This is a genomic window from Vreelandella maris (assembly GCF_013371085.1).
Taxonomy (GTDB): Bacteria; Pseudomonadota; Gammaproteobacteria; order Pseudomonadales; family Halomonadaceae; genus Vreelandella; species Vreelandella maris.
Map to the genome: position 1 here is coordinate 169,962 of NZ_JABWCV010000004.1, position 15,927 is coordinate 185,888.

General features: G+C 50.8%; 11 protein-coding genes. 7 read left to right on the plus strand and 4 right to left on the minus strand.

Annotated features, from left to right (window positions below):
• Window positions 1–137: 137 nt before the first annotated feature.
• The 6 genes from HUO07_RS04680 to HUO07_RS04705 are packed head-to-tail and all read left to right on the plus strand — an operon-like array spanning window position 138 to window position 9,892.
• Window positions 138–2,882: a type I restriction-modification system subunit M gene (locus HUO07_RS04680; RefSeq protein ID WP_176302586.1), complete on the plus strand. Its 2,745-nt coding sequence runs from the start codon at window positions 138–140 to the stop codon at window positions 2,880–2,882.
• Window positions 2,875–4,152, plus strand: coding sequence for a restriction endonuclease subunit S (locus HUO07_RS04685; RefSeq protein ID WP_176302587.1), 1,278 nt, complete (start codon window positions 2,875–2,877; stop codon window positions 4,150–4,152). The genes HUO07_RS04680 and HUO07_RS04685 overlap by 8 nt, the downstream gene beginning before the upstream one ends.
• A complete protein-coding gene (darT, locus tag HUO07_RS04690) occupies window positions 4,145–4,795 on the plus strand; it encodes a type II toxin-antitoxin system toxin DNA ADP-ribosyl transferase DarT (protein ID WP_176302588.1) in 651 nt (216 codons plus the stop codon). Before HUO07_RS04685 ends, darT begins: the two co-directional genes overlap by 8 nt.
• A 10-nt stretch (window positions 4,796–4,805) precedes the next feature.
• Window positions 4,806–5,885, plus strand: a complete 1,080-nt coding sequence (darG, locus tag HUO07_RS04695; RefSeq protein WP_176302589.1) for a type II toxin-antitoxin system antitoxin DNA ADP-ribosyl glycohydrolase DarG — start codon at window positions 4,806–4,808, stop codon at window positions 5,883–5,885.
• Window positions 5,886–5,903: 18 nt separating this feature from the next.
• Complete coding sequence (locus tag HUO07_RS04700; protein WP_176302590.1) at window positions 5,904–9,188, plus strand: type I restriction endonuclease subunit R; 3,285 nt, start codon at window positions 5,904–5,906, stop codon at window positions 9,186–9,188.
• Entirely contained in the window at window positions 9,185–9,892 is a 708-nt protein-coding gene (locus tag HUO07_RS04705; protein ID WP_176302591.1) for a M48 family metallopeptidase, read from the plus strand. Before HUO07_RS04700 ends, HUO07_RS04705 begins: the two co-directional genes overlap by 4 nt.
• A 99-nt stretch (window positions 9,893–9,991) precedes the next feature.
• Here the strand turns inward: HUO07_RS04705 and HUO07_RS04710 are convergent, their stop codons facing one another.
• The 4 genes from HUO07_RS04710 to HUO07_RS04725 all read right to left on the minus strand — a co-directional run bounded on the left by HUO07_RS04710 (window position 9,992) and on the right by HUO07_RS04725 (window position 13,047).
• Complete coding sequence (locus HUO07_RS04710; RefSeq protein WP_176302592.1) at window positions 9,992–10,267, minus strand: TIGR03643 family protein; 276 nt, start codon at window positions 10,265–10,267, stop codon at window positions 9,992–9,994.
• An 18-nt stretch (window positions 10,268–10,285) separates the two neighbouring features.
• Window positions 10,286–11,662, minus strand: coding sequence for a PepSY-associated TM helix domain-containing protein (locus HUO07_RS04715; protein WP_176302593.1), 1,377 nt, complete (start codon window positions 11,660–11,662; stop codon window positions 10,286–10,288).
• Window positions 11,663–11,759: 97 nt separating this feature from the next.
• Window positions 11,760–12,392: a class I SAM-dependent methyltransferase gene (locus HUO07_RS04720; protein ID WP_176302594.1), complete on the minus strand. Its 633-nt coding sequence runs from the start codon at window positions 12,390–12,392 to the stop codon at window positions 11,760–11,762.
• Between the two features lie 307 nt (window positions 12,393–12,699).
• Window positions 12,700–13,047: a helix-turn-helix domain-containing protein gene (locus HUO07_RS04725; RefSeq protein ID WP_176302595.1), complete on the minus strand. Its 348-nt coding sequence runs from the start codon at window positions 13,045–13,047 to the stop codon at window positions 12,700–12,702.
• Window positions 13,048–13,540: 493 nt separating this feature from the next.
• On the opposite strand from HUO07_RS04725, the gene HUO07_RS04730 reads away from it, so the two are divergent.
• Window positions 13,541–15,886, plus strand: a complete 2,346-nt coding sequence (locus tag HUO07_RS04730; RefSeq protein ID WP_176302596.1) for a putative bifunctional diguanylate cyclase/phosphodiesterase — start codon at window positions 13,541–13,543, stop codon at window positions 15,884–15,886.
• The last annotated feature ends 41 nt before the right edge of the window (window positions 15,887–15,927 follow it).

Sequence of the window (15,927 nt, forward strand, 5' to 3'; positions counted from 1 at the left end):
ATTTATTTATAAATAAAACAATAGCTTGAAAGATTTTGGCGAGTTTTTCCGATCTGGCTGAGAGTCCCGTATAATCGTTCCCATATAGCAGGAATGAGTGGTTTCCCATTCTGCGCACACTGAAATTGTAGGGTTCAATGAATCAAAAACTGACGCTTCCCCACCTAGAAAGCTTGCTGATGCGCGCCTGCGACGACTTGCGCGGCAGCATGGATGCCAGCGAATACAAAGAGTACATTTTTGGCATGCTGTTTCTGAAGCGTGCCAGCGACTTGTTTGACGAACGCAGAGAAGAACTGCGCCAGCAATTTACTGCTCAAGGCATGAACGAGGAAGACATTGCCACCGAGCTGGAAGACGCTGACCACTACTCAGGGAAATACTTTTACGTGCCGCAGCGAGCCCGCTGGAATGAACCTTGGCAAGAGGTAGTCATTAAAGATGGGCAAAAGCAGCTTATTCAGCGCCCTGCGCTTAAACACGCAAAAGAAAATGTTGGTTCTGCGCTGAACAAGGCCTTGGGGGCGATTGAAGAGGCCAATCCGGACGCCCTTCAGGATGTGCTGAGCGGCATCAACTTCAACCGTAAAATCGGCCAGCGCACGCTGGATGACGATACGCTTGCCGACTTTGTGCAGAATTTCGAGAAGATCCCGCTGCGCGACGAAGATTTTGAATTCCCCGATTTGCTGGGTGCTGCCTATGAATGGCTGATCAAATACTTTGCCGATTCTGCGGGTAAAAAGGCAGGCGAGTTCTACACCCCATGGGAAGTCGTGCGGCTATGTGCTGAGATTTGTGATCCAGAAGAAGGCATGAGCGTATACGACCCCACGGTGGGGTCTGGCGGCATGCTGATTCAAATGCGCGACTTCTTGCGCGAAAAAGGCGGTGATGCTCGTGAGCTGGCCCTTTACGGCCAAGAAAAGATCGGTACCACTTGGTCTATCTGTAAGATGAATATGCTGCTGCACGGTATTTCCCATGCCGATATTCGCCAGGAAGATACCATTCGTGAACCCCAGCACTTCGATGAGACTAATGAGCTTAAGCGGTTTAATCGGGTGGTTGCTAACCCCCCCTTTAGTCAGAACTATCTCAAAAAAGACCTGAAATCCCCAGGACGCTTCCCGGTAATGATGCCGGAGAAGGGCAAAAAAGCGGATCTGATGTTTGTGCAGCATATGCTGGCTGTGCTGAAGCACGATGGCCGTATGGCCACGGTGATGCCTCATGGCGTGCTATTTCGCGGCGGTGAAGAGCGCGAAGCGCGCAAGTATTTTATCGAGCAAGGGTATTTAGAAGCCATCATTGGCCTGCCAGGCAACCTGTTCTATGGCACGGGTATTCCCGCCTGTATTCTGGTGTTGAACAAGGCGGGAGCCGAACAGCGTCGTAGCGATCAAGGCAGTGTCCTATTTATCAATGCTGACCGGGAGTACCGCGAAGGTAAGGCCCAGAACCATCTGCGCCCGGAAGATATCGACAAAATCATCTACGCCTATCGTCAGGGAACAACGATCCCCGGCTATGCTCGTCCGGTACCCATTACTGAGCTGCATAGCGAAGATTACAACTGCAATATCCGTCGCTACGTGGACAACGCGCCACCACCTGAACCCCATGATGTCCGCGCTCATCTACACGGTGGCGTGCCGGTACGGGAAATCGACAGCCTGGATCACTACTGGCAGAACTACCAAAACCTGAAAGCCGCGCTATTTGTCGCACGTGACGCCAATTATATGGATTTCGCCCCGGCGCTAGCGGATAAGCGCGAGATTGCCGGATTGATTAATCAGCACCACGGTGTTCAGGTTGCCAATCAAACTGTCATGGACGTGCTGGAAACATGGTGGGATGACAACTTACCCGTGGTGGAAGCCTTGGCCCCTGATGCCGATAACCAGCAGGCTCGCCCCCGCAATGTTTACGTGATGCGTAGCCAGTTACTGCAAGGTATCGAAATCGCCCTGGCCGATAACGGCTTGCTTACCCCGTTTCAGGTGCGTGGCGCCTTTGCGACCTATATAGATAGCCTCAAAGCAGACTTTAAATCCATCGCCGCCAGCGGGTGGGGGCCGGAACTGATACCGGATGACGAAATTCTGCAAAGCCAATTCCCCGACGTGTTGGAAGAGCAGGAGCAGGCGCAGGCGCGCCTGGCCGAACTACAGGCGCTGTTTGCCGCTGCTGATGAGGAAGATTTTGAAGATAATGACGATAGCGGCGTGCTGCCCAGCGATGAGGTCAAAACCAAAAAGGACGAGCTCAAAGCGTTCAACGCCGAATGGAAAGCCCAGCTTAAAACCATCAAAAGCCTAGCCAACAACCTGTTCATCGAACTTAAAAATGCTGACCTGCTACCCGCAGGCAGTAAAAAAGCGTTTTACAGCAGCGAGGGCCTGACCACCAAAGCGCCTGAATTTAGCAATGGGCTGCGCATTGTCGAGCTGGCTGAGCAGCAAGGCTACGGCAGTGAGTGGATTATCTCACTGCGTGAAGCAGTGAGCCAAGGCCAACGGGCATGGGAAAGCGCCCAGCGAGCTGAGGCTAGCCTGAGCCGCCACAAAGCATTGGAAGATGAAGCCAAAACGCAGAAAAAAACGCTGAAGACCATCGAGCAAAAACGCGACGAACTGGTTGCTAGTGCGCGCAAGAAAATCTCAGTTAACGAGGCTCGAACGGTCATCATTGAGCGCTTGAGAACCCGCCTACTGGCTATCTACAGCGGCTACCTGCGCAGCGAGCAGCGTGCCTGCATCAAAGCTATCGAAAACCTATGGGCCAAATACGCCGTCACCGCCCGCCAGATCGAATTCGAACGAGATCAAGCATCGCAGCAGTTGCAGGAATTCCTGGTGGAGCTGGGGTATGAGTGAGTGGTTATCTAATTCTTTAGGTGAGTTAGTCACTTTTCAGAAAGGTAGAAAAGTAGCGACTAGTCCTTATCCATTAGAAAATTATGCTGCTTACCTAGGAGCGAGTAGGCTTTCCGGAGCATCAGAAGGCTATGGTTCGAAATTCCTAGCGGTAACAGCCGATGAGCATGACGTGCTTATGCTATGGGATGGAGAGCGTAGCGGTTTGTGCCGAACAGGTTTGTCGGGCGTGGTTTCATCCACCGTGGCAAAATTAACCCCGAGCGACAGTATTAATAGTTTTCTTCTTTATTACTTACTTCTCTATAATTTTCAATGGATCCAGAACCGTAGAACTGGCACTGGTGTGCCCCACGTCCCCAAAGACCTAGGTAAGATCCTGCTTCTTACCTATCCAAAAAGTAAGTACGAACAGCAAAAAATCGCCTGCATTCTGCAAGCTATCGACCAGGCCATTGAAAAAACCGAAGTTCTGATCGACAAATACCAGCAGATCAAAGCAGGATTAATGCATGACCTGTTTACTCGTGGTGTCGGCCCCGACGGAAAGCTGCGCTCGCCACGCGAGCAAGCGCCGGAGCTGTACCAGGAAACTCCAATTGGGTGGATTCCGAAAGAGTGGAAGATATCAGCTATTTCCAGTGTTTTAGAGTCGGTAGTTGATGGGCCCTTCGGCTCCAATTTAAAAACTGAGCATTATGTTGAAGACCCTGGCGTTCGGGTGGTTCGGCTGCAAAATGTTTTGAAGTACGAATATAACGACTCAGATAGAGCATACGTTTCTGACAGGCATGCAGGAACGCTGGTAAGAAATAAAGTGATTGGCGAGGATGTTTTAATTGCCGGGCTAGGGGATGATAAGTTTCCTGTGGGTAGGTCATGTATGTACCCTAATGACTTGCCTGCAGCTATCAATAAGGCCGATTGCTTTCGTGCTCGATGTATCTCGAGTATTGCGATGAATAAGTTTTTCATGCTTTTTTTAAACAGTATGTTGGCCAGGGGGCAAGTTCGTCGATACGAGCAGGGAGTAACTCGACCAAGAATCAATACAGGAAACTTGAAGCAGCTGAAGATAGCTCTTCCTTCTATCAAAGAACAAGCGGCTATTTGTAGCAAATTTAATCGTATTCAAGACCTTGTGGAGATTGAAAAGAGGAGGTTGGCTAAACTTCAAAAACAAAAAACCGGCCTAATGCATGATCTGCTTACTGGCGAAGTGCCAGTGCAAGTTGAGCCTGAAGCCAAGCCTGAGACGATCAATGCCTAATCATTACCCGAATCTTAACGCCGAAAAGGCGCTGATCTGGCGGATTACCCATCGCCAGAATCTGCCGTGGATTCTTGCGAATGGTCTTCATGCAGGGCATGGCGGCAGGCGTGCGCCGGAGTGGGTGGTGATTGGTAATGAAGAGCTAATTAGCCGCCGTGCGCATCGTGATGTGCCGCTGGCACCTGGTGGTGTACTAAACGACTATGTGCCTTTTTACTTCACGCCCTTTTCGCCAATGATGTACAACATCCACACTGGCCGTGGCGGCGTGAGGTCGGTGGCGAACAGAGACATCGTGATTCTGGTATCCAGTCTGCATAAAATTGCGGAGCTAGGTTTGCCGTTTGTTTTCACCGACCGCCATGCTTACCCGGTCACTGCCCATTACTTTAATGACCTAGACAGCCTGAGCGCTATTGATTGGCCACTTCTGCAACAGCGCAACTTTCAGCGTGACCCGGATGACCCTGAGAAAATTGAACGTTATCAGGCAGAAGCGCTGATTCACCAACACGTGCCTATCCAGGCATTGCTAGGGGCAATATGTTACACCCCTCAGGTGCAGCTAGAATTACAGCAGCAGGCCGCTGAGCTGGGCGGTACGTTGGATATTCACTGTCGGCCCAGCTGGTATTTTTAAGGAGTCAGTTATGATCACCTATACAACAGGCAATTTGCTGGATGCCGAGGTTGAGGCCCTGGTCAATACCGTTAATACGGTGGGGGTGATGGGCAAGGGAATCGCGCTGATGTTCAAAGAACGTTTCCCCGCCAATATGGCGGCCTATGCGCAAGCCTGCAAAGCTGGAGCAGTGCAAACGGGTCACATGTTTGTGACTGAAACCGATGAGTTGATGGGGCCTCGCTGGATCGTCAATTTCCCTACCAAACAGCACTGGCGAGCGAAATCCCAACTGCAGTGGATTATTGACGGCTTAGCTGACCTGCGCGGCTTTATTGAGCGCAATCAAGTGCGCTCAATTGCTATTCCACCGTTGGGGGCTGGTAATGGTGGGCTGGATTGGGCTGAGATTAAGCCCCACATTGACCAAGCACTGGGCGATTTGCAGGGTGTCGAGATTATCGTCTTTGAGCCGACGGCCAAATACCAAAATGTTGCAAAACGTCAGGGCGTAGAACAATTAACGCCTGCGCGTGCCTTGATTGCTGAATTGGTACGCCGTTACTGGGTGCTAGGCATGGAATGCAGTTTGTTGGAAATTCAAAAGTTGGCTTGGTTTCTTGAAAGAGCGATTGAAGCAGAAGGCATCGATAATCCGCTGGATCTTCGGTTCGAGGCCAACAGCTACGGCCCCTATGCCGATCGGCTGCGACATTTGCTCAATGGGCTGGACGGTAGCTATCTCAAAAGCGATAAACGCATCAATGATAGCGATCCGCTGGATACTATCTGGTTCAACGATGCCAAGCGGGAGAAAGTGGCCCTATATCTCAAAACCGAGGCGAAAGCTTATCTGCCAGCGCTGGAGAAAACAACCAAATTGATTGATGGCTTTGAGTCGCCTTTTGGTATGGAGCTACTAGCCACGGTGGATTGGTTGTTGTCCCAATCACGAGCAGCGCCAGACCCTGTATCGTTAATGGAAGGTGTGAGCCACTGGCCGGGGGGGCATCACTCGGCACAGCGTAAACTCAAATTGTTTGATCGCTCCAACGTCGAATTAGCGCTCAATAGACTCACTGCCGTACCTTTGCAAGCGGCCAGTTAATAGCCAGGGAGACGGCAGTTGAGTGAATACACTGAAGTTGAACAACCGTTTCTGCAACAGTTGCTGGCGTTGGGTTGGGACGTTATTGACCAAGGCCAGGAAATCCCGTCCGATCCGGCTCGAAGCCATCGCGTCAATTTTCGTCAGTGGCTGCTGCCAGAGGTGTTCAACCGGGCAGTAGCGGCGCTAAATGTTGGTATCGAAAAGGGCACTTGGCTGACTGATAAGCAGCTAGTGGATTTGCACGAGCAGCTGTTGCGCCAACCGAATCGCACGCTGCTAGAAGCCAATGAGGACGTGCACAAGTTGTTGTTAAAAGCTCAGGTGGACGCCAACGAAGAGACCGGTGAACAAGATCCCGTCGTTCGTCTGTTTGACTTTGATTCCCCTGAGAACAATCACTTTCTTGCCATTAATCAATTTCGTATTGATACCCCCGGCTGCGTCAAACAGTTCATCATTCCTGATGTCGTGCTGTTCGTGAACGGTCTTCCGTTGGCTGTGGTGGAGTGCAAAAAGGGTGGCCCCACTTGTGCTAACCCCATGGCTGAAGCTTATAGCCAACTTCAACGCTATATGAACCGGCGTGAAGATACCGCTCGGCAGGGACTGAAAGAGGGTGAGCCCCGGCTTTTTCATAGCAATCTATTGCTAATTCGCAGCAGCGGCGTGGAAGCTGACTATGGAACGATCACCTCCGGCGAAGAGCACTTCTACCCATGGAAAGTAGGTGATTTAAAAAAGAACAGATTTAGTGAGGATGCCGCAGCCGAGAGCATGAATCAGCAACAGCAACTGATTAGCGGCATGCTTAATAAAGCCAACCTACTGCGGATTTTACGGACCTCGTCGGTGTTTATGGATACCGACGAAGGTCCGAGAATTAAAGTAGTGTGCCGCTATCAGCAGTTCCGTGCGGCGAATAAGATTATCGAACGACTGCGCAATGGCCAAACTGTAGAGGATAGGAGTGGGGTGGTTTGGCATACCCAGGGCTCTGGTAAAAGCCTGACGATGGTGTTTGTGGCGCGGATGATTCGTGCCTCGACAGATTTGTACGATTACAAGTTGGTGCTTATTAATGATCGCACTGATCTAGAAGAGCAGCTGGCAGAAACCGCAACCCTGATTGGTGGGCGGGTGAATGTGATTGAGAACCGGCAAGCGTTACGCTCTGACCTGGCCACTGACCAGTCCGACGTTAATATGGTAATGGCGCATAAGTTTCAGGTTGCCGACCAGAGCTTGCCACTATCGGTAGCCGAAGCCTTGGGCACGTATCAAGCGATTCCGAGCAAGAGTACGTTCGGTGTGGTCAATTTATCGAGCCGCATATTGCTGATGATTGACGAGGCCCACCGTACCCAGAGTTCGGAGTTGGGCGAGAACATTTTCGAGGCCTTCCCGAATGCCGCACGCATTGCCTTTACCGGTACGCCGTTGATCACCGAGCGTCATGGCGAGAAACGCACGGTTAAACGCTTCGGTGATTATATTGATAAATACAGGTTGATGGATGCAGTAGAGGATGGCACAACGCTACAGATTCTTTATGAGGGGCGTACTTCGGATGCCGCGCTGAACGAAAAGCATGCTTTCGAAACGAAGTTCGAGAATCTATTTAAGGATCGCTCCGAAGAAGAGCTGCTGGCCATTAAGAAAAAGTACGGCGCTACGGGGGATATATTAGAGGCCGAGCAGCGAATTGAGGCGATAGCGAAAGATATGGTCGCGCATTACCTAGCGCATATTTTTCCGAATGGCTTTAAAGCACAAGTGGTGTGCCACTCCAAACTGGCGGCAGTGCGTTACCAGAAAGCTATTCAACGGGCGCTTGCTGAGGCGGTGGCAAAGCTGCGTGCTGAACCTGTACCCGATGAGGAACGAATTCGCCGCATCCAATTCATCAAAGCGGCCGTCGTAATTTCTAGCGATGGTACTAACGAGGCCGCCTACATTACGGAGTCTCGCAAGCAGGCTAGAGCCTGGAACGCGGTAGAAAATTTCTGTAGACCTTTTGCTTTCGACGACCCGGATAAGCCCTATAGCGGTATCGCCTTTTTGATCGTGTGCGACATGCTGCTGACGGGCTTTGACGCGCCCATCGAACAGGTCATGTATCTGGATAAGAAAATTCGTGAACACACGCTGTTGCAAGCTATCGCCCGAACCAATCGGGTGAAAAAAGGTAAGCAACGCGGCTATGTGGTGGACTATGTAGGGCTAACCCACAGGCTTACCGAAGCATTAACGCTGTATGCTGCCACGGATGAACAGCAGGAACTCGCCAGTAGCTTGAAGAATATCACGTCTGAAATGCCTGTATTGCAAGAGCGCTATCAGCGTCTTTTGCAGATGTTTGCTACTCATCATGTGGTCGGTGTACAGGCTTTCGTAGAGGGCAAGTTGCCGGATGTTGAAGACGATGCCTCAGTCGTACATGCAGCGGTCACACTGCTTAAGGATGAGAAGCTTAGAGCGGATTTCGATGTCTACCTGAAAAAATTCTTGAGCAGCCTGGATATTATTTTGCCTCATCGTGCTGGTCAGGCGTATCGCGTACCTGCCAAACGACTAGGCTATATTCAAAGCGTGGCCAAAGAGCGATACAAGGACGACTCACTGAGTCTGGGGGATGCGGGGCAGAAGGTACGCGATTTAATCAATGAGCACCTTATCAGCCTGGGTATTAATCCTAAGGTGCCTCCGGTGGAGCTGCTGTCTGAAGATTTTCTAGATCAGTTAAACGCACACTCAGGCGATAATACCGAAGCTAAAGCCAGTGAGATGGAACATGCTATTCGCAAGCATTGCACTGTGCATCACGATGAAGATCCAGCGTTTTATAAAAGTCTCGCGGAGAAAGTAGAGCAACTGATCGATCGCCACCAGGGAGAGTGGGATAAGCTTGCTGAAGAACTGGTGAAACTGCGTAAAGTTGCGTCACAAGGCCGTCAAGCTGGCGATGCGGGGATGAGTAAAGAGGCGACCACTTTTTACGAGCACGTTGCTTTAGAGGCTTTTGACGGAGGCAAAATACCTGCCAGTGCACAGCCAAAGATTAAGGCACTCATGGAGGCGATTGTAGAAACCTTACAGCAGAGTATTGGCAGCATCGATTTTTGGCACAATGCCGACAAGCAGAAACGCACTAGAAGCGAGATTAAAACGGCGCTTACGCTCACTGGGATTGACGAGTTGAAAACCAGCCGAGAACGCCTCGCGGTTGAAATTATGAAATTGGCCAAAAACCGGCACGAGGCATTACTCAGTGGCGCTAAGAGCGAAGGGAATCAGCGATGATCGCGAGAAAAGTAAGAGACATTGAGTATCACCTGCTTCCCAGTAGCACCCGAAAGACTACCGATATTGTGATTGAACGAAACGGGCAGGTGGTGGTGCGTCCTCCGGTTAACTACTCGCTGGAGCAGGTAGACGCATTAGTCGTCAGCAAGCGTTTGTGGATTTACCGCAATCTAGCAGAGTGGAAGGATTTAAATGCCACCGCTGTTACTCGGGAGTGGGTCAACGGAGAAACATTTCTCTATTTGGGCGGCGCTTATCGGCTGGCGTTGATATCCCATCAGGATAAGCCGTTAAAGCTCAAAGAGGGCCGCTTTTGTCTGAGCCGTGAACTCATCGAAACGGGTGGCACGGCCGCCGCAAGAGCCGCTTTTGAAAATTTCTATAGCGAAAAAGGCCAGCAGCGCTTCGCTGACAGGGTGGCTTTTTTCGCCCCCAAAGTGGGTGTAGAGAATCCTGCTATTAAAGTGAAGGATATGGGCTACCGCTGGGCCAGTTGCGGCCGCAGTGGCACGCTGAATTTTCATTGGAAATGCATGATGGCCCCGCCAAGAATCATTGACTACATTACCGTCCACGAGCTTTGCCACTTTCACCACCGCAATCATTCAGACGCTTTCTGGAATGAGGTCGATAAAGTCCTACCCGACTGGCGTGGGCGTAAAGAGTGGCTTCGCAAGCGCGGGGCTGGTTTAGATATATGATCGTTGATGTGCTTTAGATATCGAAACCAACCAATTTTCCTCTATTCGGGATGATGGTTAAACTGTGTATTTTCTGAATAGCAGCAAATTTATTAAAGATTAGCGCTTATATTGCGTGGGACAGTAGCCGCGTAGAACATTCGGTGGACGCAGAGCTTGGTGCTTAGTGGTGCGGCCAGTGACGCGTTTACGCCATAGACGAAACGAAGCGGGTTTGAGTTGGTGGCGCATCACCTCAATCACATCCGGTTCGCTCATGCCAAACAGCGTTTCAATTGCTTCAAACGGCGTTCGGTCTTCCCAGGCCATCTCGATAACGCGTGACTGCTCGTCATCGGATAAGCGGCGAAAACGCTTAACGGGGGCTTTGGGCATCGTTCACCTCGATGTATGTCAGTGGTGGGCATTAAGACTACTGGCAGTGTACCGCTTTTTAATAGCCCAGCGCAGCGCATCAATCACGATGAAACAAGCCAAGCTTACACCCAGTACAGGCAGCACCACGCCTAGCGCGATAGCAACTAACAGCACGCTGAGCTTGGCTTTGATCGGGAGCAGTAACCATGGCTCTGAAACCGTGGGAAAACGCTGACCACTCGCCTTGCGCAGCCGCCGCCATGCCATGGCGTACCCCCAGCCCATTAGCGTCACAAGCCCTGCAGCGATCAATGCCAGCATTACTTGATTGACCAAGCCAAAGAGAACCCCCATATGCAGGTCAATCCCCCAGCGGGTGAGCTTGGCGGCTAAGGGGAACGTCTCAAAGTCGGTTTGATCGGTGACCGCCATGCTGTGCGGATGCAGCGCGACCTGGTCTACCTGGGTGGGCCAGCGCCGATCAATTTCTGCTACGCGCCAGGCCTGATTTTCACTGGCCGGAGGGGATAGCTGGAGGCGGCTAGCCGTTAAACCTGCTGCTTGTGCTGCACTCAACGCGCGATCAAAATCTTCTAAAGTGATGGTCGAGGAAACCATTGCCATATGACGGTGATGCTCGGCATGTTCGTCGGGGGCTTGGTCGTCAGTGTCGATTAGCGCCGTTGAGGCGCTAGGTGTGTTCCAACCCCAGACATTGCGCAGCTCGGCAATATTGCCGCCTGCCCATTGGGACCAAGTGAGCCCCGTCGCCGAGAAGAACAGTAGTCCGAGCGACAGTGCTAGCCCCAGCGTAGCGTGGCGCCGACGGGTTGTATGGGCTGCAGAAAGCGTTTTCAGCGCATGGCGTTGCCGCATCCACAATAATATGACGCCACCCAGAGCAGAAAGCCAAAGCCAAGACGCGGCTAATTCGCTGTAAAGGCGCCCTACATCGCCCATCAGCAGTTGGCGGTGAAAGTGATCAATCGATGTGCGTAGCGGCAAGATACCGCTGGTGCCGTAGACCGTTGTGTCGCCGGTTACTTTCAGGGTAATGGGATCGATAAACAGCGCCCGATGTTCAGAAGGCCCCAGTCCTGACTCGCTAAACATCAGTCGGGTGGTGTCGCCTAAAGCCGGTGCAGGGCGCACCGCGCTGGGCAAGGTTGGGGCGCCCAGGTGCCGCTGGGCAGCAGCGATCTGTTCAGCAAGTGACTGAGGCTCACCCTGCGTAACGCCATACAGGGTGTCATGATAGAGCCACTCTTCAAGTGGTGGGCTGAGTAAGTAAGCGATACCAGACAGTGCCGCGATAAGAATAAAAGGGCCGACGAAGAGGCCAATATACAGGTGTAAGCGGCTAAACAGGGCAAAAAGCAGCTTACTGGTTAGGTGAGAGGGGTGGGCTGTCATTGGCTTGAATCCGAGTGGTATCGGTAAATTAGCCAGACAGCTTAGATAGTTTAATTAGCAACCGCTAGCCTGTGCATAGCGGTAAATAGTCACATGTTTAGCGGCTAGAAGGAGCGGGCTTGACGGCCAGGACCGCACGGAACAGACCATTCATTAGCACCGGTTCGTCGTGGCGAATCTGAAACCCAGCTTCGCTGAGCAGTGGCTGTGCTTGGCGCGTAATATCGGTGGCAAGCGCTGAGGTTAGATGGTTCAACAGACGTCGGCCCGTCCCAGCAGGCTGTTCATCCGGCTGGAACTTATCCATCACACACAGCTGGCCGCCGGGTTTAAGCACACGGTGCGCCTCTGCAAGCCCTCGCTTTGGGTTGGGCATGACCGCAATAATAAGATGCATGATGACGGCGTCAAAGTGCTCGTCGGGGTAGTTGAGCGCCTCGGCATCCATCACCCGACACTCCACATCGCGGCGTAGCGTTTCAGCCCGTTTAGCCGTGCGTTTAACCATGGCTGGGGCTAAGTCGGTGGCGTGTAATTCGATATCCTGCGGCAGAAAAGGCAGGTCTAGCCCTGTACCGGCGCCGATCAATAACACCCGCATACCTGGCTCCCAATCCACCTGGTCTAGCGCAATACGCCTTGGCCTGCGGAAAGCACGAGCAGCAACCACATCATAAAAAGGGGCGTAAGCGGTATAGCGCAGGCGGTTCCAAGCAGTCGTGTTGAACATAACGCCTCTTTGCAGCGCAACGCTGCGATGGCTGAATAGCAAAACCTGACTATTTACATCAGGCTTTTCTATAGCATAAAAATGGTTGTGCAACCAATAGGACGCATCAGTGTTTTAAAATTGTTTTATGAAAGAATCCTGGAATAGAAGTGTAATACATTAAACACCAATAAAGTGCATTCAATTTGTTTAATTTGTTGTTGAGATAATGGGAAAAGTCATAATTACCTTTATAGGTTTGTATAGCGATTGCCACGATATAATTTATATTAAGATGACAAGAATATATGCTTGCCATCTTATACAGTTACCCTTGCTGTAGGCGCGCAGTTAAATTCTCCACTATATCCATCACAAGTTGTCGGTCATTTTGGTTTAAAGGTGCTAGAAGCTGCTTCATCCTGCTTGACTGGTCATCAATATGAAAGCTTGCTTGACCGAGTAATTCGGCAGCTTCGCAATTAAAAACCTCCGCAAGTTCTATTAGACGCACAATATTGGGTATCACCCGCCCGCGCTCAATGCGAGAAACGGCTTCATTGCCAACGCCTAAGCTCTCAGCGACTTCTTCTTGAGTCATTTGACAGCGAACCCTCTGTTTGGCAATGGCTCTGCCAATACTGCCTGCGAGCCGATCCTGTTCTGTTTTATTCACAACGTCCTCCATTAGACCTAAATGGTTGAGGAACGACCTATTGACATGAAGGGCTGTTTGGGTTGAATATCAACTTCTAAGGTTGGTTTGGATGATAAAGGTAACTTTTTGTTTCATATGGTTTCTGCTTGAGGTGTTAGTGTTGGTAGAAATAAGTTTAATTGTGCGTTTGAAAAAGAAAAAAACCTAAATGCACAGGGTTAAACCTGGAAGTTTGAAGCGGATAGGTTTATGCCGCAAAGAAACAAAAATTTTATGACAACGTTTAATCATAAAGTATGAGTTAATTTTGGCAGTGCTGAGCTTCTAGCTGGAAGGTTTTAAAAGTGAATAGATGTCAGAGATCTGATTTTTTCATTAACGCTTTTGAAGACTAAGTAGATGCTGGAATATTTTATATGGCGTGTATGAGTGAGGTTTTCAAAAATGCTGTTCAGAAAGAGCTGGCAAGTAGCTTGATTTTGGCACGACTAATCCGAAGGCGTTTAATAACATGTCCCCTACCTCGGCACCAGAAATTTTTCGACAGTTAGCGGATAAGCTGTCTTACGTCAGCGAAGAGGGTTTTTTTCACCACCTTGTGAGGTCCTTAGCGGATATTCTCAAGGTGGACCATGCCGTTGTAGAGCATATCGATAGCCACCATGAAATGGCGACCACGCTGGCCATATGGTCACAGGAAGCGTTCAGCGAGGGGGGGACTTATGCTTTGGAAGCCACGCCATGCCAACAAGTAGCTGATCTCTCAACTTATTTTATTTCCTCTCGAGTTTGCCAGCACTTCCCGAATGATAAGCGGCTAAATTTACTCAACGTTGAAGGTTATTGGGGCATCGCTATCACAGCGCCTGATGGCAGCTTTTTAGGCGTTATTGCGCTAATGCACTCCTCTCCTTTGGTACTACCTATATATGCCGATGACGTATTACGTATTGCTTCTGCGCTGGCAGGGGCTGAGCTGGCACGTCAGTTAGCGGAAAGCCATACCCAAGAGCGGCTACTGTATAAGAAGCGGGCATTGCAGCGTATTGGTCGGCACAATGAAACACTGGTTAATATCATTAATGAACAGCAACGCTTTCAGCAAGCGGTTGTTAGCGTTGCAACAGCGGTCTCAGCAACAAGTGGCGAAGCGTTTTTGCACCAACTAACCGCCCATATGGCGGAGGCGCTGTCTGCCGACGTGGGGTTTATCGCGTTATTAGATGAGCAGGATTCGGATTTTGCGCATACCTTAACGCTATATGTAAATGGTGAACTGCAGGATAATTTTGCCTACTATCTGCCTGGGGTTCCCTGCCATAAGGTGATGGTTGAGCAGGAGTGTATCGTTCATGAGGGTGCCGCCATCATGCTGCCTAAGGAGAGCAACGGGGCGCTAAATTGGGTGAACGGCTATGTAGGGCGTCGGCTTGATAACAGCCACGGTCAACCAGTGGGCCTTATGGGCGTCATGTTTAAAAAGCCGCTAGACGATGTGGATATCGTGCGTAATGTGTTGCAGATATTTGCGGCGCGTGCAGCTTCAGAGCTTGAACGTCAGCGAGACGAAGTACGAATACGCCAATTAGCTTTTTGTGATCCTGGCACTCAATTGCCTAATCGGGCCGCTTTTATGCGCCACTTAGAGCGAGTCTTCGCCGATACGCAGAGCCCTGAACTGGCGCTATTGCTGCTGGATCTGAATCATTTTAAAGAGATCAATGATACTGCAGGGCATGATTTGGGCGATTTAGTCCTAAAGGCCGTTGCTAGTAACTTTGCTGCGTCGCTAACGAAGGATGAGTTTTTGGCCCGATTAGGGGGCGATGAGTTTGTCGTCGTTTGCCCTGGCGTAGGAGCGATTGGTGCGTTAGCTGCCGCTCAGCGGCTGTGCGATAGCATTGCATACCCGATGCTGGTTGAGGAGCACTCCTTTGAACTCTCAATGGGCATCGGTATTTCGCTTTATCCCCAGCATGCGGCAACGCCCTTGGAGCTTTTGAAGCATGCTGACATCGCCATGTACCAGGCTAAACGACAAAAGCTTTCCACCTGTATATTTGAACCCTGGATGGGGCGCGTCGTCGCTGAGCAGTTGAATATCGCCAAGCGTTTAGCGTCCGCTATTGCAGAAAAACAGTTAAGCTTGCACTTTCAACCCCAGGTTGATTTAAACAGTGGCCAATTAATTGGCGCCGAAGCGCTGTGCCGGTGGCACGATGAAGAGCTTGGCGACGTATCGCCGGGTAAATTCATTCCCATCGCCGAGGAGCGTGGGATGATTGTAGCGCTTGGTTATTGGGTGATTGAAGAAGCTTGCCGACAGCTGGCTGAGTGGCGGGCGTTGGGCCATTCAATGCCGGGGCAGCTAGCGATCAATATAGCCGCACAGCAGTTCGAGGAAGAAAGCCTGGTCGCTAACCTGCTTGATAGCTGTGCTAGTTTCAGCATCGAGCCCTCGCAACTTAGCTTGGAAATTACCGAAAGCGGCATCATGGAAAATCCTGAAAAAGCGATCGCCATGACCGAAGTATTAAAGGGAAAGGGGTTGGGGCTATCTATCGATGATTTTGGCACCGGCTACTCATCGCTTGCCTACCTGAAGCGCTTTGCCGCCGATAAAATAAAAATCGATATCTCCTTCGTCCGCGATATGCTCACTAGTGACAATGACCGTGTCATCGTGGCGACGATTATTGCCATGGCGAACACGTTAGGGCTTGAAACCATTGCCGAAGGTATTGAAAGCCAAGATCAAATCGCCGCCTTGCTTTCACTTGGCTGCAACCAAGGTCAAGGTTACTACTTTGACCGGCCACTGGCCGCCGAGCAGTTTGTTCAGCGCTGGCTCTGCTAATCTAACCGGTAGATGTTGGCTAAGTATTGGCGCAGGGTTTT

Bases quoted from the DNA above. Each gene is read 5' to 3' on its own strand.
- HUO07_RS04680 (WP_176302586.1), top strand. From the start codon at position 138: ATGAATCAAAAACTGACGCTTCCCCACCTAGAAAGCTTGCTGATGCGC.
- HUO07_RS04685 (WP_176302587.1), top strand. From the start codon at position 2,875: ATGAGTGAGTGGTTATCTAATTCTTTAGGTGAGTTAGTCACTTTTCAG.
- darT (WP_176302588.1), top strand. From the start codon at position 4,145: ATGCCTAATCATTACCCGAATCTTAACGCCGAAAAGGCGCTGATCTGG.
- darG (WP_176302589.1), top strand. From the start codon at position 4,806: ATGATCACCTATACAACAGGCAATTTGCTGGATGCCGAGGTTGAGGCC.
- HUO07_RS04705 (WP_176302591.1), top strand. From the start codon at position 9,185: ATGATCGCGAGAAAAGTAAGAGACATTGAGTATCACCTGCTTCCCAGT.
- HUO07_RS04710 (WP_176302592.1), bottom strand. From the start codon at position 10,267: ATGCCCAAAGCCCCCGTTAAGCGTTTTCGCCGCTTATCCGATGACGAG.
- HUO07_RS04715 (WP_176302593.1), bottom strand. From the start codon at position 11,662: ATGACAGCCCACCCCTCTCACCTAACCAGTAAGCTGCTTTTTGCCCTG.
- HUO07_RS04720 (WP_176302594.1), bottom strand. From the start codon at position 12,392: ATGTTCAACACGACTGCTTGGAACCGCCTGCGCTATACCGCTTACGCC.
- HUO07_RS04730 (WP_176302596.1), top strand. From the start codon at position 13,541: ATGTCCCCTACCTCGGCACCAGAAATTTTTCGACAGTTAGCGGATAAG.